Origin of the sequence: Ralstonia condita, assembly GCF_958405655.1 — a bacterium.
In the GTDB taxonomy this organism is placed as follows: Bacteria; Pseudomonadota; Gammaproteobacteria; order Burkholderiales; family Burkholderiaceae; genus Ralstonia; species Ralstonia condita.
The window spans coordinates 300081-324199 of record NZ_CATYWO010000003.1; the positions used below are offsets into that span (position 1 = coordinate 300081).

The 24119-nt window shown below is 64.4% G+C and carries 25 protein-coding genes; 14 read left to right on the top strand and 11 right to left on the bottom strand.

Annotated elements, in window-relative coordinates; translation table 11 throughout:
* Nucleotides 1-7 precede the first annotated feature (7 nt).
* From minE to minC, 3 genes are read right to left on the bottom strand one after another with little or no spacing between them, the layout of a single operon-like run.
* Nucleotides 8-262 (bottom strand): cell division topological specificity factor MinE, encoded by a 255-nt coding sequence (minE, locus tag R2N03_RS13125; protein WP_147214336.1) that lies wholly within the window; start codon nucleotides 260-262, stop codon nucleotides 8-10.
* 12 nt (nucleotides 263-274) lie between these two features.
* Nucleotides 275-1093 carry a septum site-determining protein MinD gene (gene minD, locus R2N03_RS13130; protein ID WP_316658085.1) on the bottom strand — a complete coding sequence of 273 codons (819 nt, stop codon included), beginning with the start codon at nucleotides 1091-1093 and terminating at the stop codon, nucleotides 275-277.
* Nucleotides 1094-1137: 44 nt separating this feature from the next.
* Nucleotides 1138-1908, bottom strand: coding sequence for a septum site-determining protein MinC (gene minC / locus R2N03_RS13135; protein WP_316658086.1), 771 nt, complete (start codon nucleotides 1906-1908; stop codon nucleotides 1138-1140).
* Between the two features lie 312 nt (nucleotides 1909-2220).
* Between minC and R2N03_RS13140 the strand changes: the two genes are divergently transcribed.
* The 3 genes from R2N03_RS13140 to R2N03_RS13150 all read left to right on the top strand — a co-directional run bounded on the left by R2N03_RS13140 (nucleotide 2221) and on the right by R2N03_RS13150 (nucleotide 6305).
* Complete coding sequence (locus tag R2N03_RS13140; RefSeq protein ID WP_316658087.1) at nucleotides 2221-4269, top strand: bifunctional 2',3'-cyclic-nucleotide 2'-phosphodiesterase/3'-nucleotidase; 2049 nt, start codon at nucleotides 2221-2223, stop codon at nucleotides 4267-4269.
* Between the two features lie 12 nt (nucleotides 4270-4281).
* Complete coding sequence (locus tag R2N03_RS13145) at nucleotides 4282-5085, top strand: tetratricopeptide repeat protein (RefSeq protein ID WP_316658088.1); 804 nt, start codon at nucleotides 4282-4284, stop codon at nucleotides 5083-5085.
* 263 nt (nucleotides 5086-5348) lie between these two features.
* A complete protein-coding gene (locus tag R2N03_RS13150) occupies nucleotides 5349-6305 on the top strand; it encodes a fimbrial protein (RefSeq protein ID WP_316658089.1) in 957 nt (318 codons plus the stop codon).
* 15 nt (nucleotides 6306-6320) lie between these two features.
* Here the strand turns inward: R2N03_RS13150 and R2N03_RS13155 are convergent, their stop codons facing one another.
* The 3 genes from R2N03_RS13155 to R2N03_RS13165 form a co-directional block, all read right to left on the bottom strand.
* A complete protein-coding gene (locus tag R2N03_RS13155; RefSeq protein WP_316658090.1) occupies nucleotides 6321-7298 on the bottom strand; it encodes a 2-dehydropantoate 2-reductase in 978 nt (325 codons plus the stop codon).
* Nucleotides 7299-7413: 115 nt separating this feature from the next.
* Nucleotides 7414-8352 (bottom strand): DUF2272 domain-containing protein, encoded by a 939-nt coding sequence (locus R2N03_RS13160; RefSeq protein WP_316658091.1) that lies wholly within the window; start codon nucleotides 8350-8352, stop codon nucleotides 7414-7416.
* A 143-nt stretch (nucleotides 8353-8495) separates the two neighbouring features.
* A complete protein-coding gene (locus tag R2N03_RS13165) occupies nucleotides 8496-8774 on the bottom strand; it encodes an HU family DNA-binding protein (protein WP_004628548.1) in 279 nt (92 codons plus the stop codon).
* Nucleotides 8775-9400: 626 nt separating this feature from the next.
* Between R2N03_RS13165 and R2N03_RS13170 the strand changes: the two genes are divergently transcribed.
* A complete protein-coding gene (locus R2N03_RS13170) occupies nucleotides 9401-9943 on the top strand; it encodes an SET domain-containing protein (protein ID WP_316658093.1) in 543 nt (180 codons plus the stop codon).
* A gap of 7 nt (nucleotides 9944-9950) precedes the next feature.
* Here the strand turns inward: R2N03_RS13170 and R2N03_RS13175 are convergent, their stop codons facing one another.
* Nucleotides 9951-11621 carry a sensor histidine kinase gene (locus tag R2N03_RS13175; RefSeq protein WP_316658094.1) on the bottom strand — a complete coding sequence of 557 codons (1671 nt, stop codon included), beginning with the start codon at nucleotides 11619-11621 and terminating at the stop codon, nucleotides 9951-9953.
* A gap of 10 nt (nucleotides 11622-11631) precedes the next feature.
* Complete coding sequence (locus tag R2N03_RS13180) at nucleotides 11632-12342, bottom strand: response regulator transcription factor (RefSeq protein WP_316658095.1); 711 nt, start codon at nucleotides 12340-12342, stop codon at nucleotides 11632-11634.
* A gap of 65 nt (nucleotides 12343-12407) precedes the next feature.
* Here R2N03_RS13180 and R2N03_RS13185 point away from each other — a divergent pair, with 65 nt between their 5' ends.
* A complete protein-coding gene (locus R2N03_RS13185) occupies nucleotides 12408-12635 on the top strand; it encodes a DUF3717 domain-containing protein (protein WP_316658096.1) in 228 nt (75 codons plus the stop codon).
* Between the two features lie 7 nt (nucleotides 12636-12642).
* Here R2N03_RS13185 and R2N03_RS13190 read toward each other — a convergent pair whose 3' ends face one another.
* Nucleotides 12643-12966: a 4a-hydroxytetrahydrobiopterin dehydratase gene (locus tag R2N03_RS13190; RefSeq protein WP_316658097.1), complete on the bottom strand. Its 324-nt coding sequence runs from the start codon at nucleotides 12964-12966 to the stop codon at nucleotides 12643-12645.
* Nucleotides 12967-13004: 38 nt separating this feature from the next.
* Nucleotides 13005-13937 carry a phenylalanine 4-monooxygenase gene (gene phhA, locus R2N03_RS13195; protein WP_316658098.1) on the bottom strand — a complete coding sequence of 311 codons (933 nt, stop codon included), beginning with the start codon at nucleotides 13935-13937 and terminating at the stop codon, nucleotides 13005-13007.
* A gap of 139 nt (nucleotides 13938-14076) precedes the next feature.
* Here phhA and R2N03_RS13200 point away from each other — a divergent pair, with 139 nt between their 5' ends.
* From R2N03_RS13200 to R2N03_RS13215, 4 genes are all read left to right on the top strand, one after another.
* Nucleotides 14077-14553: an Lrp/AsnC family transcriptional regulator gene (locus tag R2N03_RS13200; protein WP_316658099.1), complete on the top strand. Its 477-nt coding sequence runs from the start codon at nucleotides 14077-14079 to the stop codon at nucleotides 14551-14553.
* A gap of 103 nt (nucleotides 14554-14656) precedes the next feature.
* Nucleotides 14657-15424 (top strand): lysoplasmalogenase, encoded by a 768-nt coding sequence (locus R2N03_RS13205; RefSeq protein ID WP_316658100.1) that lies wholly within the window; start codon nucleotides 14657-14659, stop codon nucleotides 15422-15424.
* A gap of 44 nt (nucleotides 15425-15468) precedes the next feature.
* Entirely contained in the window at nucleotides 15469-16467 is a 999-nt protein-coding gene (locus R2N03_RS13210; protein ID WP_316658101.1) for a delta(1)-pyrroline-2-carboxylate reductase family protein, read from the top strand.
* Between the two features lie 191 nt (nucleotides 16468-16658).
* On the top strand, nucleotides 16659-17378 hold the full coding sequence (locus R2N03_RS13215; RefSeq protein ID WP_316658102.1) for an OmpW/AlkL family protein: 720 nt from the start codon (nucleotides 16659-16661) through the stop codon (nucleotides 17376-17378).
* Between the two features lie 61 nt (nucleotides 17379-17439).
* Here R2N03_RS13215 and R2N03_RS13220 read toward each other — a convergent pair whose 3' ends face one another.
* Nucleotides 17440-17640 (bottom strand): heavy-metal-associated domain-containing protein, encoded by a 201-nt coding sequence (locus R2N03_RS13220; protein WP_316658103.1) that lies wholly within the window; start codon nucleotides 17638-17640, stop codon nucleotides 17440-17442.
* 147 nt (nucleotides 17641-17787) lie between these two features.
* On the opposite strand from R2N03_RS13220, the gene R2N03_RS13225 reads away from it, so the two are divergent.
* The 5 genes from R2N03_RS13225 to R2N03_RS13245 all read left to right on the top strand — a co-directional run bounded on the left by R2N03_RS13225 (nucleotide 17788) and on the right by R2N03_RS13245 (nucleotide 24100).
* Nucleotides 17788-20001 carry a heavy metal translocating P-type ATPase gene (locus R2N03_RS13225; protein ID WP_316658104.1) on the top strand — a complete coding sequence of 738 codons (2214 nt, stop codon included), beginning with the start codon at nucleotides 17788-17790 and terminating at the stop codon, nucleotides 19999-20001.
* Nucleotides 19998-20471: a Cu(I)-responsive transcriptional regulator gene (gene cueR, locus R2N03_RS13230; protein WP_316658105.1), complete on the top strand. Its 474-nt coding sequence runs from the start codon at nucleotides 19998-20000 to the stop codon at nucleotides 20469-20471. The genes R2N03_RS13225 and cueR overlap by 4 nt, the downstream gene beginning before the upstream one ends.
* A 74-nt stretch (nucleotides 20472-20545) precedes the next feature.
* A complete protein-coding gene (locus R2N03_RS13235; RefSeq protein ID WP_316658106.1) occupies nucleotides 20546-21406 on the top strand; it encodes an alpha/beta hydrolase in 861 nt (286 codons plus the stop codon).
* Between the two features lie 55 nt (nucleotides 21407-21461).
* Nucleotides 21462-23096: a GMC family oxidoreductase gene (locus R2N03_RS13240; RefSeq protein ID WP_316658107.1), complete on the top strand. Its 1635-nt coding sequence runs from the start codon at nucleotides 21462-21464 to the stop codon at nucleotides 23094-23096.
* Nucleotides 23097-23329: 233 nt separating this feature from the next.
* On the top strand, nucleotides 23330-24100 hold the full coding sequence (locus tag R2N03_RS13245) for an ABC transporter ATP-binding protein (protein ID WP_316658108.1): 771 nt from the start codon (nucleotides 23330-23332) through the stop codon (nucleotides 24098-24100).
* The last annotated feature ends 19 nt before the right edge of the window (nucleotides 24101-24119 follow it).

Genomic DNA, 24119 nt, shown 5'->3' on the forward strand with positions numbered 1-24119 from the left:
CCGAGGGTCAGGCCTGCGGAATCTCGATCTTCACCTCCAGCACTTCCAGGTTGTCCTGGCGCTCGAGGTTGACCTTGATGTCGTCGTTGCCGATCTTCACGTATTTGGAGATCACCGCCACCAGCTCGCGTTGCAATGCGGGCAGGTAGTCGGCCGGAGCACCGCCGCCGGTGCGTTCATGGGCGAGGATGATCTGCAGGCGTTCCTTGGCAACGCTTGCAGTCTTCTTCTTCTCGCCCAGCAGGAAAGACAGAATCGACATTGAGGCGTCTCCTTACTTGCCGCCGCCGAACAGGCGCTGCAGAAAACCGGGCTTGTTGTATTCGACGTAACGGAGTTCCTTCTCCTTGCCCAGGAAACGGTCGATCACGTCGTGGTAGGCGTTGGCCACGTCCGTGCCCTCCAGGTGGATGGCGGGCAGGCCCTGGTTGGATGCCTGCAGCACGGCTTCCGATTCCGGAATCACGCCGATCAGCTTGATGCGCAGGATTTCCTGAATGTCGCTCAGCGACAGCATCTCGCCTTCGGATACGCGCTTCGGGTTGTAGCGGGTGAGCAGCAGGTGTTCCTTGATCGGCTCCTTGCCTTCCACCGCGCGCCGCGACTTGGACGACAGGATGCCCAGGATGCGATCGGAGTCACGCACCGAAGACACTTCCGGGTTCGTCACCACGATGGCCTCGTCGGCAAAGTACATCGCCATCAGCGCGCCCGATTCGATACCGGCCGGCGAATCGCAGACGATGTATTCGAAGCCCATTTCCTTCAGGCCTTCGATCACCTTCTCGACGCCTTCACGCGTAAGCGCATCTTTGTCGCGCGTCTGCGAGGCCGGGAGAATGAAGAGGTTTTCGCACTTCTTGTCCTTGATGAGGGCCTGGTTCAGGTTGGCCTCACCGTGGATCACGTTGATCAGGTCATACACGACGCGGCGCTCGCAGCCCATGATGAGGTCGAGGTTGCGCAGGCCGACGTCGAAGTCGATGACGGCGGTCTTGTGGCCGCGCAGCGCAAGGCCGGCAGAGAACGCCGCACTGGTGGTCGTCTTGCCGACGCCGCCCTTGCCGGAGGTGACTACGATGATCTTGGTCATGGCTCGTATATCGAAAAGTTAAATCGCTCGGCGCACGGGGTGCGTCACTTCATCCGCAACGGTTCGAAAACCAGCGTGTTGTCCGCGAGCCGGACCTGCGCAGGCTTGCTGGCGTAGGCGTCGGGCCACGGGGTTTCGCCGGTGCGGTAGATGCCGGCGATGGAAATCAGTTGAGGCTCCAGGCACGTGCAGAAGATGCGCGCGTCCAGGTTGCCCTTCACGCCTGCCAGCGCGCGGCCGCGCAGCGAGGCATAGATGTAGATGTTGCCCTCGGCGATCACCTCGGCGCCGTCGCTCACCAGGTCGAGCACGACGAGGTCGCCACGCGCATAGATGCGCTGGCCCGAACGCAGGGGGCGATCGACGATCATCGTGCCGGGCTGCATGGCTACGGCATCGGCGGCGGGAACGGCGGGAGCAGGGGCAGGTGCTTCTGCGGCTTGGGCGTGTTCGGGCGCATCCTGTGCGTCCTTGCCGTCCTTCTCACCGCGCGGGCGGCGGCCGTGGCTGTCGAGCAGTGGCAGGCCAAAGGCCTGGGCCCACTCGGCCTGCTCGGGGCTGGCCACCACGCCGATCGCGCGGGCACGCAGCGCGGTCAGGGTCTCCACCAAACGATCGATGGGCAGGCGCTCGTCTTCGGCCAGGCGGCGGACATCGATGGCGATCACGTCGTTGGAGAAAAACTCCGGCGTGTCGGCAAAGCGTCGCGTGAGTTCGGCGGCCAAGGCGTCCACGTCGGCGGTGCGCGGCGACAGCAGCAGGGCATCGACGGTGCCGCTGCGGATCTCGAACAGCGGCGCTTTCTTCTGGGACATAGAACGGCTACGCGGAAAAATGGGCTCATTCTAACGTTGTTGACGAAACGTCCCGGATTTTTTGGTGCGCCGACTCGTCCATCGGGCCGAGATCTGCAAGGGGCGCGCGTCTCGGCGCAGAAGGTTCACACGAACTTGTCATTCGCCGGTCACGGCTCCGTCACGCTCCCTCCCGATACTCGCAGGTTCTGAGCCCCCGCGGCCCAGCCAGCAGTTCTCTCGTGTTGCGCAAACGATCGCGCGCGCGCCTCGGCAGTTCGTAGTCCGCAGTCTGTAGTTCCCATACCAAAAACGATTTTCAGGGAGAAGTTGATGCGAATCCGACCGTTGAGCTCGGCGGCGTTGCCGTTTGCTGCGTTTTTGTCGTTGTCGCTGGCTGCCTGCGGTGGCGGCGACGGCAGCCCATCCAGCGGCAGCGTAGCCCCCGTTGGTACCACAGCCACGCTGGCCGTACTTGAGACAACCGACCTGCACACGAACGTGCTGTCGTACGACTATTTCAAGCTCGCGGCCGACAATTCGTTCGGCTTCGAGCGCGTGGCGACGCTCATCAACCAGGCGCGCGCGCAGTTCCCGAACACGCTGCTGCTGGATAACGGCGACACCATCCAGGGCACCGCGCTTTCCGATTACCAGGCAATGGTGAATCCGATCACCTGCGACCAGACGCTGGCGATCTACAAGGTGATGAACGCGGCCAAGTACGACGGCGGCGGCATCGGCAACCACGAGTTCAACTACGGCCTGCCGTATCTGTCGCAAGTTACGGGCAATACGTTCAACGTCGATGGCCTGCCCGATCCGGCCACGCAGAAGAAATGCGCGGGCCCGAACTTCCCGCAGGTGCTGGCCAACGTAATCAGTGCCAAGACGAATGCGCCGCTGTTCCAGCCGTACACGATCATCACCAAGACGGTGACGGCCACGGCGCCGGATGGCAGCAACATCAGCGCGCCCGTCAAGGTCGGCATCATCAGCTTTACGCCGCCCACCATCACGAGCTGGGACAAGCGCTGGCTTGACGGCAAGGTCTACACCGTCGGCATCAAGGAGACCGCCGCCAAGTACATCCCGGAAATGCGCGCGAAGGGCGCCGATCTGGTGGTGGCGATTTCGCACGGCGGGCTGGATAACTCGACGTACTCGCCGACGATGGAAAACGGCAGCTGGTGGCTGTCCACCGTACCGGGCATCGATGCCATGTTGATCGGCCACTCGCACCAGCTCTTCCCGGATGCGAAGAGCACCGTGAGCCAGTTCAACCTGCCGGGCGTGGACAAGGTGGCAGGCACCGTGAATGGCGTGCCGACCGTGATGGCGAACTACTGGGGCAAGCATCTGGGCGTCATCAAGCTCGGCCTGACGTTCAACGGTACGAACTGGGCTGTCGACAAGACGCAGACCACGGTGGAAGCGCGCTCGATCCAGAACGCTGACAAGACCTACGTGGCCGCTGACCCGACGGTCTCGGCTGCCATCGCCACCGAACACCAGGCGACGATCAACTACGTGAAGACGCCGGTGGGCAGCACCGACTTCAACATGAGCACGTACTTCGCCGACGTGGGCGACCCCGGCGCGATCGAAATCGTCAACCAGGCGCAGGCCCAGTATGTGTCGGACTACGTCCAGGCAAACCTGCCGCAATACGCGTCGCTGCCGGTGCTGTCGGTGAGCGCACCGTTCAAGAGCGGTTTTGGTGGTGGGACAGATTTCACCGACGTGGCGGCCGGCCCGCTGGCGATCAACAACGCGGCTGACCTGTACCTGTATCCGAACACGGTCTACGCGGTGAAGGTGGCGGGCTCCGACATCAAGAACTGGCTGGAAACGGCGGCCAAGCGCTTTAACACCATCGACCCGACGCAAGCGACGGTGCAGAAGCTGGTGAGCACATTCCCGGGCTACAACTTCGACATGTTCACCACGCCGGACCTGACGTATGAGATTGACGTCACGCAACCGGTCGGCAGCCGCATCAAGAACCTGATGTACAAGGGCGTGGCGCTCGACCCCGCAGGCCAGTTCATCGTGGCGACCAATAACTACCGTGCAAGCGGCGGCGGCAATTTCCCGGGCCTGGACGGCAGCAAGACGATCTATGCGTCGCCCGATGCCAACCGTGACGTGCTCATCAGCTACATCAAGAAGATCGGCAGCGTGAAGCGCGCCACCAACGGCTCGCAGCGCAGCTGGCGCTTCACGAAGCTGGCGAGCTCGGTGGCGCAGGTGCAGTTCACGTCGGCGCCCAACAAGCTGGCCAGTGCCACGGCCGCCGGCATCACCAACGTCACGCAGGTGGCCGCGGATGACGGCTCGGGCAAGGGCCTCGCGGTGTATCAGATCGACCTGACGCAGTAAGAGGACCACGCCATGCCTTCTCTTCGTTCCGCATGGGCGGGTGCACCGGCGATGGAGTCTGCGCGCCAGTCGGTGCCGATGCTGACCGTGGCTGCCGCGCTCGCGATTGTCGTGATGGCCGGCGGTTGGCTGTCGCACGCACGCCAGGCGCCGGCCGTGGATGCCACTCAACTGGAGTCGTGGCGCGCGATGGTCGTGCAAGCGATGGAGCCAGAAGCGCTGCAGCGGTTGCGTCAGCTCGCGCGCAGCGGTTCAGTGCCGGCGCAAGCCGCGTTAGGCGAAGCCTTGCTCGGCGCGCACGACAGCGCCTTGCGTAACGAAGGGATGCGCTGGCTGGAAACCGCTGCACCGAGCGATGCGCGCGCGCAGTTGTCGCTGGGCAAGGCGCTGCTGCTGGGTACCGGTGGTGTAGAGCGCGACTATCCGCGTGCGCTGCGCCTGCTGCGCCAATCTGCCGACAAGGGCGATGCTGCAGCCGCGTACTACTTGGGCGTGATGTATCGCAGCGGCTACGGCACAGCTATCGACACGGCGCAGGCCGCGCACTGGTTTGATCGTGCCGCGCGTCACGAGATTCCGGCCGCGATGTTCATGCTGGCCAATGCGTATCGTGACGGTGATGGCGTGCCGCGCGATGAAGCCCGCGCGCTGGCGCTGTACCAGGACGCCGCTGAACACGAATTGCCAGAAGCCGTGCAGGCGTTGGCGATGGCGTATCAGAACGGCGAGCTTGGCCTCAAACGCGACGATGCGGCGTACCACCAGCAGTGGATCGAAACGGCGCATGCGCTGAAGCACCCCGCATTGGCGCCGTAAGCATCTCCGTCATTTTTCTTCCGGCTGTTCTGCTTGCGCGATCCTCGCCGTCCTGGCGATGGATCGCGTTTGTCAATCGACTCCGTACGTTTTGCGCACACTAGCGGGCTCGCGACGGGAGTCCTGCACATCGGCACGTCCACCATTTTCAGAATGAGACGATTCCTATCTACAGGAATTGCACGATGTGTTTTTATGTTGCCCGACAAAAACGAACGGAGCGACACATGCGTGCGTGGAGCGCAAGGCTGGCAGCGGGCCTCATGCTAACCGCTGCAAAGGGCGCTTTTGCCTACACCTGCACCACGGTCACGACGAGCACCACGATCCAACCGCAAACGCTCTCGGTACAGCGCGACCTCCCGGTCGGTGGCCTCATTGCGCAGGTGGTTTCCGATGTGGTGACGTCCTTCAAGTGCACCAACGAAGCGCCTGGGTTGACGTACCAGGAAGTCGGCATCAAGGGATTTGGCACCTACGTTGGCGACTTCGACGGCAAGCGCGTTTGGAAAACCAACATTGACGGGATTGGCTATGCCGTCGGCGTTGGGATTGTGAATGGATGCGGTGCCGGCCTGGAACGGTGGGTCAACGGAACCAACGTCGACAATCCAAATCATCGTCTCTATTGTGCGGTCAACGGGATATTCAGCACACAACCCATGCAGCACAAGGCGCTGATCAATTTTTACAAGACAGAATCGAGCACGGGAACGGGCAAACTGATCGGCGCCTTCATCTTGAAGAACAACCAGAGCACGTGGCAGAAGGAATCCCAGTTCAGCATTGGCTCCGTCGCAGTGGAAAAGCTGTCGTGCACGTTGGGCAGTGCGGCAATCAATGTTCCGATGGGCAATGTACCTGTCAGCACGTTCAAGGGTCCGGGGACAGCGCAACCCAGTTTTCGCGATCGAGCCTTCAGCATTCCGCTGACGTGCCCGAAGGGCGCCAGCATCAATCTGAAATTGGATGGCACGGCATATGACGCATCTCAAGGGATGCTGAAACTGGACTCGGAAGCCTCGAGTGCCACGGGCGTTGCGATACAAATGCTCTATGACGATAAGCCCGTCGAGCTGGCGAAAAACTTCAAGTGGCAGACAACCGATGCAGAGGGCACTTATTCCATTCCGCTCAAGGCGCGCTACGTGCAGACGGACAGCAGCGTCACGCCGGGCGTTGCGAACGGTAGTGCCACCTTTACGCTCACCTATCAGTAATTCCGCCCTGCCGCTTCAATAAAGCCCGCGGGTCTGGGCATGCAAACGCACCAGACCCAGCAGGGCATCCATCTGCGGTGTTGGCGCACCCACGTGCTGCCCGATCTCCCGCACCGACGCCACCAGCGCGTCGATCTCCAGCGGACCACGCCCAGCTTCGGCATCCTGAAGCATCGATGTCTTGAACGCCCCGAGTTGCCGTGTCACCGCGCTGCGCTCTTCTCCACTCTGCGCAATCGGGCAGCCGATGCGCTCGCCGATCGCCTTCGCTTCTTCCATGATGGCCAGACAGAACGCCGCCACCTGCGGGTCATCCAGGATGCGATCGCACGTTGCACCCGTCAGTACCGACACCGGGTTCATCGTCATGTTGCCCCACAGCTTGAACCAGATGTCACGTTGAATCGCTTCGCTTTGTTCAACTTGCAGGCCAGCGCGCTCCAGCAGCGCACGGATGGCTTCAAGCCGTGGCGAGCGGCCACCCGAGGGTTCTCCGAGAATCAAGCGCTTGCCGAACCCGTGGAGCACGTGTCCAGGCGCACAGGTCGAACACGTCAGATGCACCACGCAACCCAGCACATGCTTTGTCGGGATCGACTGCGCAATGCGGCCACGCGGGTCTACCGATCGCAAGCGCAAACCTTCCAGCGGTCCGGGCCGATCAAAGAACCACCAGGGCACCCCGTTCATGGCCAGCACCACGCGGGTGTCTGGCCCGATGAGCGGCCCGATGGCACTGGCAACGCTGTCCATCGCAGGAGCCTTTACCGCAACGATGACCACGTCCTGCACGCCGAGCGCATGCGCGTCGTCGCGCGCGTCAACGGACACGCTGCGCGTGACACCGTCTTCTGTCAGGCGCAGTCCTTCGGTCTGCAATGCCTGGAGCGTCGCACCGCGTGCGAACACGTTGATCGGTTGACCGGTCAGTGCCAGCTTCGCGCCCAGGTAGCCGCCAACCGCTCCGGCGCCAACGATGCAGATGCGTGTCATGGAGTCAGGCTCAGAAGAAAGAATCGATGCGATCGATGATGCGAGTCAGCGCTGGAAACCCGCCGTCATTTGCGCGAGCGCCCCGGTCATCGATCGTCATACCAGCCGTGCCCCGCTAGGGCAACTGGTTACGCAGGATCACCAGCCACTGCATGACCGAATTCGTGTAAGGGTCGATCTGGTTGGCATCGTTGAGTTCCGTGATGCTCATTGAGGCGGATTGCTGCACGTTACCGCCGATGGATCTGACCTCATGGCGCACGGGGTCCATTTCGACGACCAGGTCGCAGTGCATTGGCGTCACGCCTGCCCGGATCTCGGCCGGGTCGGACATGAAGCGATCGGCACCGCGGGCAGTACAGATGAGGTCGCCGGGGCGCGGTACTGCCGGCGTGCGTTCAAGCACAAAGGCAGGATGCTTGAGGATGTGATCGCGCGCATCGGTCACATAGTCTGCATGCGTTGCGCCCGTCAGGAACTGGTCATTCTGCAGCCCGGCCTTGCGCATGATCCACGAGATGAACACGGCGGACCACGCCCAGCCGCCGGTGGTCAGTTGCTGGCAGGTTGGCGTCTTGCCGACGATGGCCCAATAGCGCCTGGCCAGCATGCAGCCGCGCGCGGTGGCTTCGCCGCCGCTGCCGTCCGGGTAACGCAGGCACGGTGCTGACGGCGATGCGGAGGTGGCTGCATCGGATTTGGGCAGCGGCATATCGGCGCCGGACTCATCGTCCGATGGCGCCGCAACGGAATTGTCGCTGGCCAGCCATTGGCCTTGCGGTTGGTCGGGGAAGCCACCACCGGCGACGCAATACGTATCGTCACGGCCAACGCGCACCACCTGCCGCCCCCAGCGGTCCCATTCGGTCAGCGCGATCTCGATCATCTTCTGACGCGGTGTGGCGCCGGGCGTTGTCTGCACGACCTCGTTGTCGGGCAGCGGTTCGGCTTGCGGCCGCGCAGGGGGTGTCGTGCAGCCCGCCATCCAGAAGACCGGGGCGATGAAGACAACCGGAAGAACAACACGCAGAACGCGCTGTAAGCGGCGGAACATGGCGGATGGGAAAGGGATGGCCTGACGGGGAGACAGGCCGTCCGACGTGGTACGCCCGTGCTGCGGGCAGTTCACGCATGCAGAGGCATGCCACGTCGTTGGCGATGACCAGGGGAATCGGTCACGCCACGGTTGTGATCAACTCAGGCGTTGACAGCGTCCTTGAACTTCTGACCGGCCTTGAACTTGACCGTCTTGGCAGCTTCGACCTTGATCTCTTCACCGGTGCGCGGGTTGCGGGCCATCCGTTCGGCGCGCTCGCCCTGGCTGAAGGTACCAAAGCCGATGAGGCTGACCGCATCGCCCTTGCCAACGGATTCCATGATGGCTTGCAGCGTCACGTTCAGTGCCTGCTCGGCCTTGGCCTTGGTCAGACCGTCTACGCCGCTGGCGATGGCGTCGATCAGTTCGGTTTTCGTCATTGCTTGACTCCCTTCAAGAGTAGATAAAACACACATCAGAGCCTCCGGGGGATGGCTCCAAGGGCGACATGATACCGGCATGCGATCTGCACCGGCACGTGAGCTTTGTAACGACACATGGAGCGCAGGTTCCGCAAACCCGCATGGCGCTTGCGTTGCGAGGTGATCCCATCACATCGATAGAGGGGGTGACGTGCCGTGTCTTGCTTGCCTGGCACGTTCGTCAATGGGATCGACGCATGTCGATTGACGGGTTTACCTTTTTCTTTATGTATACAGATAGTAGTAGTAGATAACGGTGGACAGTTTCTGTGGATAACCTCAAAAAACGCTTTGCATTCAGTGGTTTGTCGCAAGCAAAACCGCTGGTACAGCGTGTGCCCCGACGTGGATGACTTGCGGGTTTCGCCGAACCCCCCGTTCGGGACCGGTTCAGTTGTGCCCACACCGTCGACAGGGGAGCCACAGTCAGCCCACATGCTTTGCCGGTGGTTATCCACAGCGCAGCGCCAGGTTATCCACATTGCAGGGCCGTTCGCCGCGCCGCAGACGTGTCGGGACGCCATGCTTTTGGTGTAGGCTCACGGCTTCGTTGATCGACGTTCCCTGCCTGGTTTCAGACGCCCATGACACGCTTGTCCCCCGATGCCAAATCTGTTCTGGCTGACCTGTCGCCCGTGCCGGAAGCGCCGGCCAAGGTGCGCCGCCGCGATCGGATCGAGGTGCGCGAGTCCGGCGTGCACGGGCGGGGCGTCTACGCCGTTGCACCGATCGCCAAGGGCAAGAAGATCATTGAGTACAAGGGCGAGCACATCTCGTGGAAAGAGGCGCTGCGCCGTCATCCGCACGACCCGTCCGACCCGAACCACACGTTCTATTTCAGCCTGGAAGATGGCAGCGTGATCGACGCCAAACACGGCGGCAACCGCGCGCGCTGGATCAACCATGCCTGCAAGCCGAACTGCGAAGCGCGCGAGGAGGATGGCCGCGTGTTCATTCACGCGCTGCGCGATATCAAACCCGGCGAAGAGCTCTTCTATGACTACGGTCTCGTCATCGAAGGTCGCCAGACCAAGGCGCTGAAGGAGCAGTTTGCATGCCGCTGCGGCGCCAAGAAGTGCCGTGGCACGATGCTTGCCCCGCCTGAAAAGAAGAACCGGAAGAAGTAAGACGGCCTCAGACGAGGTTGTCCGCTAGCGGCAGTCGCAGTACGAAGCGCATGACGCGGCTGCCATCGCGCGCAGTCGCGTCGTCAATGGCTACCGTGCCGCCGTGCAGCCGCACGATGTCGTGGACGATGGCCAGGCCCAGGCCGCTCCCCTGCGGCTGACCAGGCTGGTGATCTGCATCACCGCGAAAGAATCGCTGGAACACCTCGCTGCGGCGTTCGGGCGGAATGCCCGGTCCGTTGTCTTCCACACTCACCACACCCCACCAGCGCGAAGCGGCATCGGCTTCCACACCGGCGCGCAAGGTCACACGGCCGCCAGACGGTACGTACTTGATGGCGTTATCAAGCAGGTTGTTGATGGCTTCCCGCAGCAGCACCGCATTGGCCAGCACAGGCGCCTGCAGTGAACCGGGCGACGATGCTTCCTGCGGCCACGCCTCGAAGCCCAGGTCGAGGCCGCGTGCCAACGCCCGGGGCACCCACTGCGCGCCGGTATCGAATGCCAGTGATACGAGGTCGACCCGCATCGGTGGCCCCAGTTGATCGAGCGTCATGCCGGGTTCTGCACGCGCCAGGGTGAGCAACTGGTTGGACAGACGGACGGCGCGGTTGGCCCCGGATTGCAGTTCGAGCAGCGCGTGGCGCGCGTCTTCCGGTGTCTTGGCATCGATGGCCCGATCTGCGTGCAGCTTGAGCGCGGTCAGCGGCGTGCGCAACTGGTGTGCGGCATCTGCGATGAACGTGCGCTGGGCTTCGAGCGCATCCCGCAATCGGGCCAGCAGTGCGTTCATCGCGTTGATGAGCGGTTGCAGCTCGGCCGGCACGCGCGCCGCGGATTCCGCGGGCAATGGCGTCACCGACTGCGCGCTTTGCTCGTTGAGCGTGTCGGCCAGGGTCTGCAGCGGCTGCAGCTCTTCCTTCAGCACGAGCGAAAGGATCAGCCCGCCGATGGCCAACAGCACGAGCAGCGGAATCGATACCGACAGCAGCACCTCCTTGGCTGCCGTATCACGCCGGTCGAGCAGTTCAGCCACTTCCACGACGATGCCTTCTTCGGGTCGCATGGCCTCGGGCAGGGTCGGCGGGTTGGCCGCGGGGGCAGTCTGTGCCTGCGTGGGTGCCAGGGCAGGGCGGGTGACGTCGTCTTCCGGCCCAGGCAGGGCGGGCTGGCGTGGTGATCGCGGCTTCGGTACTTCGGCGCTCATGCCGGGCAGCAGCAGATGTACCGCGCGTACCTGTTTGCCGTCGATCCAGCTATAGAACACGCGCGCATCGCCGATGCGGACCTGGCCGGAGCCGTAGCCCAGTGGCAGATCCCGGCCGATGAGGGTGCCGGTCGGGCCCGCGATCCGCCAATAGATGCGGTCCTCGCCGCTGTTCTGCACAAGCGTCTGGGCGGTCATGGCAATGTCGTACAGCTTGGCGGCCGGCACATGCGGACCGGCCAGGCGCAACTGCTCGGCCAACGTGTTGGCGACGCCCACCAATGCGCGATCGAATACCTGGGTCGTGTAGTGCGCAGCCAGCCAGTACGACAGCGCACCGGTGCCGACCACCAGGCCAAACAGCGGCGTTGCCAGCGCCCGCAGCAAATGCAGGCGCAGACTGACCGCGCCGTTGGCCGACGTACCCGCTGCCGGAGCGGATGGCGTAGCAGGGCGGTGGCGCTTGAACATGTGGGAAGGGCTACGCCGCCGTGCGCGCCTGCAGCAGATAGCCGAAGCCGCGCACCGTAACGATCTCCGCCTCCGAGTGCTCGATCTTGCGACGCACGCGGTGGACATAGACCTCGATGGCCGTGTCCCCGACCACGTCGTGGCTGGCTTCTCCAATGGCATGACCGAAGCTGGCGAGATGATCCTGCAGTTGCACCTTGCTGACCACGCGGCCCTGCCGCAGCATCAGCAGCTCCAGCACCGCGAACTCGCGCGGAGACAGCTCGAGCGGTGCCGCATCGACGAAGATGCGCCGCTCGACCCCGCTCATTCGCAACCTGCCGACGAGGATATCCGGACGGCCAGCGGGTTCATCCGAGGCACTGCGCCGGCGCAGCAGCGCCTGCACGCGCGCAAGAAGCTCCAGCATTTCGAAGGGTTTTGGCAGGTAGTCATCGGCACCGGCATTCAGGCCGTTGACCTTGTCGAGCAGGCTGTCACGCGCGGTGAGGATCAATACGGGCGTCGCACGATCGCGCATGCGGAACTGGGACAGCAAGGTCATGCCGTCGATCCCCGGCAAGCCGAGATCGAGGATCACCAGGTCATGCGTTTGCCGGGCCAACTGCTCGGCCGCGAAAACACCATCGTGCACCAGATGCACGCGGTGTCCGGCCTGTGTGAGTCCGGCATGGATGCCACTGGCGATGGCGCGGTCGTCTTCAATCAGCAGGATGCGCATGCGATGCGGTCCGGAATCCGGGGAGAAAGGCCTTCGATGCGGTTGGGCGGCGCTACAATGCGCGGATGACCGAAGCTCTGCTCACCATCACCGACCTGGAAGCCGCCATCAATTACTGGCGCGCCCTTTCCCCCTCCGAGGGCGAGGAATTACGGCTGTGCGCCGAGGCGTCGGCGCTGGCCAAACCGTATGCGTTGATGATTGTACAAGGCGCCACCCGCATCGCCCCGGAACAACTGAGCGACAAGGCACGGGCGGCGTACGAGGCATGGCGCGCCGCGGCGGGCGCGTAGGCCAGGGTTACTTCCTGCCGGCCTCGCCGGCGTCCCTTGCAACCTGTTCAATGAAGCGTGCGAGATCCGCATCGCGGTGCGTGAGCCCGTTCGCGTCGTGTGTGGACAGGGTGATGTCCACACGATTCCACACGTTGAACCACTCAGGGTGATGATTCAACTGTTCGGCCTTCAACGCGACGCGCGACATGAAGCCGAACGCGGCGTTGAAATCGGCAAAGGTAAAGGTCTTGTGGATGGCGTCGCGGTCATGCTGCAACTTCCATCCGGGCAGTTCGGCAAACAGGGCTTTGCGTTGGTCTTCGTTCAGGGTCGGCATCATGGTGGTCAATGAAGATCGGTCGAGAATGCGCGCAGTATAGTCAGCGCTCAGATATCTGCCGTATCACTCCATCCCTGGCGGTTGCCGAGGCTGATGACCGTGTCGCCTTCCGCTATATCGCCGGCCCCGAAGGTGGGTTGCGCGGCGAGTGCTTCGTAAAGCGGCGCAAAGTCGGGGCGCGTGGCGTTGAACAACTGCTCGAAGCTGTCGATCACGAAGTAGGTCTTCTGGAAGGTGTCGATGCGATAGCGCGTGCGCATGATGCGGCGCACATCGAAGCCGACCCGGTTGGGACTGGCTGAATCCAACGCGTAGACCGATTCGCTCTTGCTCGACAGAATGCCGGCGCCATAGATGCGCAAGCCGGCAGGCGTCTTGATCAGGCCGAATTCGACCGTGTACCAATACAGGCGCGCCAGCATGTCGAGGGCGCCCAGGCGTGCCGCCTTGAGACCCCCCTGGCCATACGCCTGCATGTAGTCGGCGAAGACCGGGTTAATCAGCAGCGGAACATGGCCGAAGATGTCGTGAAAGCAGTCGGGTTCCTGCAGATAGTCGAGCTGGTCCGGGCGGCGCATCCACCAGCTGGCCGGGAAACGGCGGTTGGCGAGGTGATCGAAAAACACTTCGTCGGGCACGAGGCCGGGTACGGCCACAATCTGCCAGCCGGTTGCGCGCATCAGCGTTTCGTTGAGCTGCTCGAACGAAGGCACGCCCTCGCGGCTCATGCCCAGCGTCGACAGGCCTTGCAGGAATTCATCGCACACGCGGCCCGGCAGCAGCGCTTCCTGGCGGTCGTACAGCGTGCGCCACGTTGCATGATCGGCAGCGGTGTAACGATGCACGGGCTGCTCCATCGTGAAATCAGGACGCAGCGTCTGACCATCCAGGCCTTCGGCGAACTGTTCGCGCAGCTTGTCGGTCAGGGTGCCGGTAAAGCCGGCGGGGGCTGGGCTGGGGGCGGTGGTTGCGATGGCCATAATGATGACGGGCTCGAATGCAATCGGAATCCGGCCAGTGTAGGGGCGAGCCAACGCGGATTGGCCGCAAAACCCCGGCGGATTGGACGTCGCTTGCATCGTTCATGCAAAATCCAGTACTTCTGTGCAGGAGATGTGCATGATTTCCCTTGATGCTTTCGATCTGGCCCTGCTGACGGCGCTCCAACGCGATGGCCGTGCGACGCACCAGCAGCTTTCGGAGCAGGTTCACCTGTCGGCCAGCCAGGTGGGGCGACGCTTGGCGCGGCTCGAGTCCGAGGGGGTGATCGAGGGCTACCGCGTCGTGCTCTCGCCGACGGGGCTGGGGCTGGGGGTGACGGTGTTCGCGAGCGTCAAGCTTGCGCATCATGGCGACGCCATCGTCGAGCGCTTTCGCGAAGAGATCCTGCTGCTTGACGCGGTGCAGGAGTGTTTTTCGGTGGCCGGCGACGCCGACTACATGCTGCGCGTCGTGGTGCCCGACCTGCCTGCGTTGTCGGAATTTGTCATGCGCAAGCTGATGCGCGTGCCGGGTGTCGACAATGTGCGGTCCAATATCGTGCTGACAGCGTTGAAGCGCGATGGCGCTTTGCCACTATCCCACCTCGGTGGGTGACACCGTGCCTTGCGCCCGGGTGCGTGGCATGTCACGCTGCAAGCCGACATGAACATGACGCTGTTGCAGGCAAATTCTGGCCGCTCTTTGGCGGGAGACAACCATGGTTGAAGGACACACCACGCATCCGGCGCATGCGCCGGCGGATCGCGTCGGCGGCTACGGCATGCCGGCCCGGGTTCGCGCGTGGTGGGTGGCGGCGGCAGTGGCGGGCGTGACCTACGGCGGCATGCTGACGATGGTGGCCGTCGATGTGCCCCCGGGCACGCCCCTGGCTGGCCGCATCGTTGCGCAGCCGTTGTGGAAGATGCTGATGGCGATGCTGCTTGCGCGCGCTGCCACGCTGCACGAAGTCCCCCGGGAACGCGGCTGGCTGATTGGCGCCATGTTGTTTTCCGCGCTGGGGGATCTATGGCTGGCACTGCCCGGCTGGAAGTTCTCCTTCATGACCGGCCTGGGCTGCTTCCTGATTGCCCATGTGTGTTACTTGCGTGTGTTGGTCGGGTTGCGCGGGGCCGCATCGCCCATCCGCCTGCTCGGTGCCGGAGCGATGGTCGGCGTGGCCATCGGCATGTTGATCTGGTATTGGCCGGGCCTGGGCGACATGAAGGGACCGGTCATTGCCTATATGGTCGTGCTGTCGTCGATGGTCTGCGCCGCGTTCATGGCGCGTTTGCCGGGGCCGCTGACGGCCTGGGGCGCCCTCACGTTCGCTGCCTCCGACGCGATGATCGGCATCAGCGCGTTCGTCTTTCCGTTCACCGATCACGAGCTGGCCATCTGGTGGAGCTACGCCGCGGCCCAGCTTCTCATCAGCGCAGGGCTGTTGACCCGCCGCGTCCCGCCGTCGCACCGGATCGTGCAGGCGTAAGGCGACCTGCCGCTGCCATTTTCCGTTGACTGCAGGAACTCCCAATGCAGACACTCGACGCCGCCAGCACGGCGGCCCGCTTGCCTTATTCGGCGCTCGCCGATGCGATCGCCCAGGTGCTGCGCGACGCGCGTGCAGGCCGGGCCCTGGCGCCCGCCCGGCTGGTAATGCCGATACCTGGCCCAGGCAGTCTGCTGCTGATGCCGGCGTCCAACGACGACATCACCATCACCAAGATGATCACCGTGCATCCGGCCAACCCCGGGCGCGGGCTCCCGGCCATCCAGGGCGAAGTGGTGGTCATGGATGCGCAAACCGGCGTGCGTCGGCTGGCGCTTGACGGACCGACCGTCACCGCGCATCGTACGGCGGCCGTCTCGCTGCTGGCGGCGCGCCTGCTGGCGCCAAAGCCTGGGGGCGATCTGCTGTTGATCGGTGCCGGGGCGCAGGCACGGGCCCATCTGGAGGCATTTCGCTTCGGACTCGGGACACGCCGCGTGACGATCGTCGCACGCACGGCGGCCAGCGCCGGGCAGCTTGCCGCCCACGCGCAGGCCCTCGGCATGGACGCCACGCCCTTGGCTGGCGGTGATGCCGCCGGCGTGGCCGAGGCCGCCCGCACGGTCCTGCCACATGTGGCGCTCGTCATCACTGCCACGCCATCTGCGCAACCGGTGCTGCCGGACTTGGCGCAAGCCGGAAAAGCCGCGGGCGAGTTCTGGCGTCCTGATCACTTCGTCGCGGCGATTGGCGCATTTCGGCCCGACATGGCTGAATTGCCGCCGCGCCTCTGTGTGCAGGCGGCCGCCGCCGATCGCCTGTATGCCGATACGCTGGTCGACCTCGAAGCCGAGGCGGGTGACCTGCTGCAGGCCGGCATTCCGTGGTCGCGCGTGCGCCCGCTGCAACAGTGTGTCGATATTGCGCCGGACACACTCACTCAGGCCACGCCCGTGTCGCCTGTCCTGTTCAAGAGCGTAGGCAGCGCCCTGTGGGATCTGGCTGCGTGTGAACTCGCACTGTCCAAACGCGATCCTGTTTAAAAACGGTTCACCCGCGCCGAAGGTATGTGCCAGGCCGGTCGCCGCGACTGCTTGTAACAGAAAACCTCTAGAAAATCGGTTCTAGCCTAGGCAGTCACGCGGGATAATGGCCCCCCCTCCGCTCAGGAGGAGACTTAGAACGCACCGCTATCGTTGGCATCGGATGCGTTTCAACAGGAGCACATACAGAGATGGTCTATAAAAAAGCACTGGCGGCCGCCGCCGGGATGATCCTCGCCACCGCCGCGCACGCTCAGGTTGCCGGCAGCAACATCGTGAGCCTCGGCTGGTTCCGCGTGATGCCGGACAGCTCGAGCGACCCGCTGATGGTCAAGAGCATCGGCGGCATGCCGGTGAATCAATCGCAGTCCGGCACGGGCGCCAAGATCAAGGACGCCGACACCGTTGGCCTCGCATTCACCCACTTCTTTACCGACAACGTTGCCGTGGAGCTGGTGGGCGGCATTCCGCCGCGCCACAAGATCGAAGGCACGGGTTCGCTGTCGCCTTACGGGGAAATCGGTTCGGCCAGGCAATGGAGCCCGGCTGTGCTGGCCAAGTGGTACTTCTTCAGCGCCGACAGCAAATTCCGCCCGTACGTGGGCGCCGGCCTGAACTACACGTGGTTCTCGGACGAGAAGATCAACAACAGCGCCTTCCAGACGAAGCTGGCCGGCCCGGGCAGCACGAGCAGCGTCTCGACGGACAGCTCGCTGAACCCGGTGCTGAACGTGGGCGCCACCTACGCGCTCACGAAGGATTGGTTCATTGGCCTGTCGGTGTCGTATCTGCCGCTCAAGACGACGGCGACGATCGATTCCACGACGGCCACGGGCGTGCACGTCGTGAGCGAAGCCAAGATCAAGATCAACCCGGTCGTGACCTTCCTGAGCGTCGGCTATCGCTTCTGAGCGAGTCTCGCGCAAACAAAAAGGCGTGCCGCAGTGGCACGCCTTTTTTGTTCGTGCAGCGTCAGGCGACCGCTTTGACCGGATAACCGGCCTGCTCGATGGCCGCCTTCACCGCATCGGTGCTGGCGGTGGTGGTCACCGCCACCGTCTGCCTGGACAGATCGACCTGCACAGTCGCACCGGTATCGACCTGCTGGACCGCGCGGGTGACGGCTGAGACGCAATGACCGCAGCTCATGCCTTCAACGGAAAACGTCGTCATGGTTTGGGCTCCTGATGAGGAAAAAGTACGACAGGGGCGCAGTATGAACCTTCCCATCATGGGAAGCGCAAGCGTAAGATCAGCGCTTGACCTTCCCAAGATTGGAAGGTCTAGGCTAATGCCATCTTCTCTGAATTGGGTGTTTTCATGACTGCTGCCAGCCTGACCGAAGCTGCCTCCACCGACCTCGATATCGGCGGGATGACCTGTGCCGCATGCGCTGGTCGGGTCGAACGCGCCTTGCGCGCTGTCCCGGGGGTGACCGAGGCCAGCGTCAACCTCGCCACCGAACGCGCGCGCGTGCGCGGTGCGGTCAGCGCAGACGATCTCGTGGCAGCGGTCTCCGGCGCCGGCTATGAAGCACAGGTCGCCTCTGACGAGACAGCGGGCCTCACGGTGGTCGAACCCGAATTCTGGGAGGGCCCGGGGCCGGTGTGGATCGCTGCTGCGCTGTCGGTGCCGCTGGTGCTGCCCATGATCGCCGGCTGGTTTGGCGCCGACTGGATGTTGCCTGCCTGGATGCAATGGCTGCTGGCGACGCCGGTCCAGTTCGTGGTGGGTGCCCGTTTCTACAAGGCTGGCTGGAAAGCGCTGCGCGCGGGCGCCGGCAACATGGATCTGCTGGTCGCGCTGGGGACGTCGGCGGCCTATGGCCTGTCGCTGTGGCTCTGGTGGCGCGCGGACGCAGATGACATGCCGCATCTGTACTTCGAGAGCGCCGCCGTGGTGATCACGCTGGTGCGCCTGGGCAAGTGGCTGGAGGTGCGCGCCAAGCGGCAGACAGCCCAGGCCATCCGCGCGCTGCAGGCGTTGCGCCCGGACACCGCCCGCGTGCGTGCTGCCGATGGCACGCTGCGGGATGTGCCCATCACCAAGGTGCGTGTGGGCGATGTCGTCTCGGTGCGCGCCGGCGAGCGCATCCCTGTCGACGCTGTCGTGCTGGAAGGCGCCAGCCACGTCGACGAATCGATGCTGACGGGCGAAAGCCTTCCTGTGCCGAAGCGCGAAGGCGATCGTGTGACCGCCGGTGCGATCGCGACCGACGGCGTGTTGCTGGTGCGCACCACGGCCATCGGCGCGGACACCATGCTCTCGCGCATCATCCGCCTGGTCGAAGATGCACAGGCCGCCAAGCCGCCGATCCAGCAACTGGTGGATCGGGTGAGCGCAATCTTTGTTCCGGCCGTGCTGGTGGCAGCACTGCTTACGCTGGCAGGCTGGGCCATCGCCGGCCCGGAATGGGAAACGGCCATCGTCAACGCGGTGGCGGTGCTGGTGATCGCCTGTCCGTGTGCGCTGGGGCTGGCGACGCCATCCGCCATCATGGCCGGCACCGGCGCGGGCGCCCGGCGCGGCATCCTGATTGCCGATGCGCAGGCGCTGGAGCGCGCACAGCAGGTTGACTTCGTCGTCTTCGACAAGACTGGCACGCTGACGGTCGGCAAGCCCCGCGTCACGGCCATTGAGGCAGCGCCGGGCGTGGATCCTGTTGCGGTACTCGATCAGCTTGCCGCGCTGCAGGCCGAGAATACGCATCCGCTGGCACAGGCCACGCGGGACCATGTGGTGGAGCAAGGCCGTTCGATCACGCCAGCGCAATCGCCCGAAGTGCTGGCCGGGCGCGGCACCCGGGGCAAGGTGGGCGGCGCATGGCTGCAGCTCGGGAATGCGCGCTGGATGGACGAACTCGGACTCGACCGCAGCGCACTGCAAGCGCGCGCGCAAGCCCTGGAAGCCCAAGGCAACACCGTCTCGTGGCTGGCACAAAGCAGTGAAGGCGCGGTGCAGCTGCGTGGCCTGATTGCGTTTGGAGATGCGCTCAAGCCAGGCGCCAGGGGCGCGGTGGCCGAGCTGCGCCGGCGCGGCATTCGCACTGCGCTGGTGACGGGCGACAACGCCGGAGCCGCGCGCAGCGTGGCGCAAGCGCTCGGCATCGACGAAGTGGCCGCGCAGGTCCTCCCGCAAGACAAGGCCGCGCGTGTCGCCGCATGGCAGCAGGGCGGCCACGTGGTGGCGATGGTCGGCGATGGCATCAACGATGCGCCGGCGCTCGCGGCGGCCGATGTGGGCATCGCCATGGCGACGGGCACGGATGTCGCCATGCAGGCAGCGGGCATCACGCTCATGCGCGGTGAGCCGCGCCTGGTGGGCGACGCGCTGGACCTGTCGCACCGCACAGTCGCGAAGATCCGCCAGAACCTGTTCTGGGCCTTCGTCTACAACGTGGTGGGCATTCCGCTGGCGGCATTCGGGTGGCTCAACCCCACCTTTGCCGGCGCGGCGATGGCGTTTTCCAGCGTGAGCGTCGTGACCAATGCGTTGATGCTGCGCCGCTGGCGCGCCACCGGAGAGCAGGCATGACCCGCACCCAGCTCAGCGCTGCCCAAGGCTTGGCGGCCGGTCCCATGAGCATCGGCGAGGCCGCCAAGGCGAGCGGGGTCTCCGCGAAGATGATCCGCTACTACGAGAGCATTGGCCTGCTCCCGCCCAGTCCGCGCACCGAGGGCAATTACCGTATGTACGACGCGCGTGCGCTGCACGTGCTGCGTTTCATTCAACGATCACGCTCGCTGGGGTTCTCGCTCGAAGAGATCCGCACGTTGCTCTCGCTCTGGCATGACCGGGAGCGCGCCAGTGCTGACGTCAAATCCATCACGTTGCGCCACGTGGCCGATCTGGATGCGCGCATCCGCGAACTGCAGGGCATGCGCGACACGCTCATGTCGCTCGCCAATGCATGCCACGGCGATGACCGGCCGGACTGTCCGATCCTCGAAGGCGTCGCCGGCGTGATGGAAGAGGGCGCCGGCGGAGACGGCTGCTGCCGCTGACAGCACGCGTAATCCCCAGCCTCGCATCGCGCGGCGTCTATGCCACAATCTGGCAACCCAAGGAGGAGACGCCGATGACGCAAGCCCCCGCTCAGGCCGATGCGCTGGAATCCCGCCAGCGCATGAAGGACGGCACTGAATTGCTGGTCCGCACCTGGTTGCCCGTGCCCGACAACGGCGCGCCGCGCGGCACCGTCATCCTCGTCCACGGCATGGCCGAGCACAGCGGGCGCTACCCGCATGTGGCCAAGGTGCTCACCGCCCTGGGCCTGCGCGTGCGGGCCTTCGACCTGCGCGGCCACGGCAAGAGCGGCGGCCCGCGCATGGCGCTCGACGCGCAAGACAATTACCTCACCGACCTCACGGAAATCGTCGATGCCGTTGTCGCCGAGTGGCATGAGATGCCGTTCGTGCTCGGACACAGCATGGGCGGACTGATCGTGGCGCGTTTCACCACGGCCCGTATCCGGCCGGTGCGCGGCGTGCTGCTGTCGTCACCGGCGCTGCGTGTGAAGCTGCCGCCCGGGGCAGGTATCGTGCGCGGCATCCTGTCGGCGCTCGCGCCCCGCCTGCCTGTGCCCAATCCGGTCGACCCGGCGAAGCTGTCACATGATCCGAGCGTGGCAGCCGCGTATCGCGCCGACCCGCTCGTCCAGAGCACCATCAGCGCTTCCGTGCTGGAATTCATGCTCAACGCCATCGCCCAGGCGCAGCAGGACGCACCGCGCCTCGAAGCGCCCATGCTGCTGATGGCGGGTGGATCCGATTCGATTGTCGATCCGTCCGGCAGCCGGGATTTCTACGCGAATGCCCCGGAAGACTTGCGGACGCTGGCGTGGTTCGACAGCGGGTATCACGAGATCTTCAACGAAGCCGAGCCACTGCGTAGCGAGGTGCTCGGAAAGATGACGGCGTGGTTGGCCTCGCGGATCTGACGCGGCACCGAGGACGAAAACAAAAGCAGACACCCAGGAAAAGAAGCACGGAGACATGGAAACCTACGACTACATCATCATCGGCGCGGGCTCCGCAGGTTGCGTCCTCGCCAACCGTTTGACGCGTGACCCCGACGTCTCCGTGCTGCTGCTGGAGGCGGGCGGCAAGGACGACTACCACTGGATCCACATCCCGGTCGGCTACCTGTATTGCATCGGCAACCCGCGCACCGACTGGCTTTACCGCACGCGCGAGGAGCCCGGCCTGAACGGGCGCTCGCTGGGGTATCCGCGAGGGCGCGTGCTCGGCGGCTGCTCGTCGATCAACGGCATGATCTACATGCGCGGCCAGCGTGAAGACTACGACGGCTGGGCCGCCATCACCGGCGATGACTCCTGGAAGTGGGATGCGGTGCTGCCGCTGTTCAAGGCGAGCGAGAATCACCACGGCGGCGCAAACACATGGCACGGCGCTGACGGCGAATGGCGTGTCGAGCCCCAGCGCCTGCACTGGCAGGTACTCGAGACGTTCATCGAGGCCGCAGTGCAGGCGGGCATTCCGCGCACAAGCGACTTCAACCGCGGCGACAACTTCGGCGTCGGCTATTTCGAGGTCAATCAGAAGCGCGGCATCCGCTGGAATACGGCCAAGGGTTTCCTGCGGCCCGCATCGCAGCGGCCGAACCTGACCATTGTCACGGGGGCGCAGGTGCGTGCGCTCACGTTCGAGGGCAAGCGCTGCACGGGGGTGACATATCGGGGTGCGGGGCAGGACTGCACGGTGGCCGCGCGGGAAGAGGTCATCCTCTCCGCCGGCGCGATCAACTCGCCGCAGTTGCTTGAGCTGGCGGGCATCGGGCAGCCGGAGCGGCTGCAGGCACTTGGCATCCCCGTGCGGCAGGCGCTGCCCGGTGTGGGTGAGAACCTGCAGGACCATCTGCAGCTCCGAAGCGTGGTCAAGGTGCATGGTGTGCCGACGCTCAATACGCGCGCATCGAACTGGTGGGGCAAGGCGCTGATCGGCATGCAGTACGCCTTCAACCAGAGCGGACCGATGAGCATGGCGCCGTCGCAGCTGGGCGTGTTCGCGCGCTCGAATCCGTCGGTGGCGCGGCCTGATGTGGAATACCACGTGCAGCCGCTCTCGCTCGACAAGTTTGGCGAACCGCTGCATGCGTTCAACGCCTTTACCGCGAGCGTGTGCAACCTGCGGCCGACCTCGCGTGGCACGGTGCATGTCACGTCGGCCGACCCGTTTGCCGCGCCCGTCATCGCACCGAACTATCTGTCGACCGAGGAAGACCGCAAGGTAGCGGCCGATTCGCTGCGCCTGACGCGTCGCATTGTCGCGCAGCCGGCCCTGGCGAAATACCGGCCCGAGGAATATCTGCCCGGCGCGGCACTCCAGACCGATGACGAGCTTGCCCGCGCCGCCGGCGAGATCGGCACGACCATCTTCCATCCGGTCGGCACGTGCCGCATGGGGCGCGCGGACGATGTGGATGCGGTGGTCGATGCGCAGCTGCGCGTGCGCGGCATCGAAGGCCTGCGCGTGGTCGATGCGTCGGTCATGCCGACCATCACCTCGGGCAATACCAACTCGCCGACGATCATGATTGCGGAGAAGGCGGCGGAGATGATTCGCGCCGCGCGCAAGGCGCGTGCGCGCAGCGAAGCGGTAGCGGTCTGAATCTCGATGACACAGGCATGACACACGGCCCGTGTCCGATGAGATGCAATCCGTATTGCTCCGATACGTAACTCTACGTAACCCGCCGGCGGCCCGCAAAGCCAATGCCGGCGCGGATTTACGCACCGTAAGCGAGGTGTAATCCGCCTCGGTACAAACCCCGATGTTTTGCAACGCAACAGGCGTTGACAATCAGCCGCTACATAAAAAATGGCGGGAGACAAGAGGGAATCATGGCGCAGGACATCATTCTCGAAACGCGCGGACTCACGAAAGCCTTCAAGGGCTTTACCGCCGTGTCCGACGTCAACCTGCGCGTGCGGCGCGGGTCCATCCATGCACTCATCGGCCCGAACGGTGCCGGCAAGACGACCTGCTTCAATCTGCTGACCAAGTTTCTGGTGCCCACGCGCGGCAACATCTTGTTCAACGGTGTCGACATCACGGCAGAGAAGCCGGCGCAGATCGCACGACGGGGCGTCATCCGCTCGTTCCAGATTTCTGCGGTGTTTCCGCATCTGAGCGTGCTGGAAAACGTTCGGATCGGACTGCAGCGGCAGCTTGGCACGGCCTACGCGTTCTGGCGCAGCGAGCAGTCGCTGAGCGTGCTGAACGACCGCGCGATGGAGCTGCTCGATCAGGTCGGCCTGACGCAGTTTGCGCACACCGTGACGGTGGAGCTTCCGTATGGCCGCAAGCGCGCGCTGGAGATCGCCACCACGCTGGCAATGGAGCCGGAACTGATGCTGCTCGACGAGCCCACGCAAGGCATGGGGCACGAAGATGTGGACCGCGTGAAGGAGCTGATCAAACGCGTGGCCGAGGGCCGCACGATCCTGATGGTCGAGCACAACATGAACGTGGTGTCGTCCATCGCCGACAAGATCACCGTCCTGCAGCGCGGCCAGATCCTGGCCGAAGGCCCGTATGAGGAAGTCTCGAAGAATCCGCAGGTGATGGAAGCCTACATGGGCACCGCCGATGCGGCTCTGGAAGGCCATTGAGGCCACTGGCTGGCGCAGC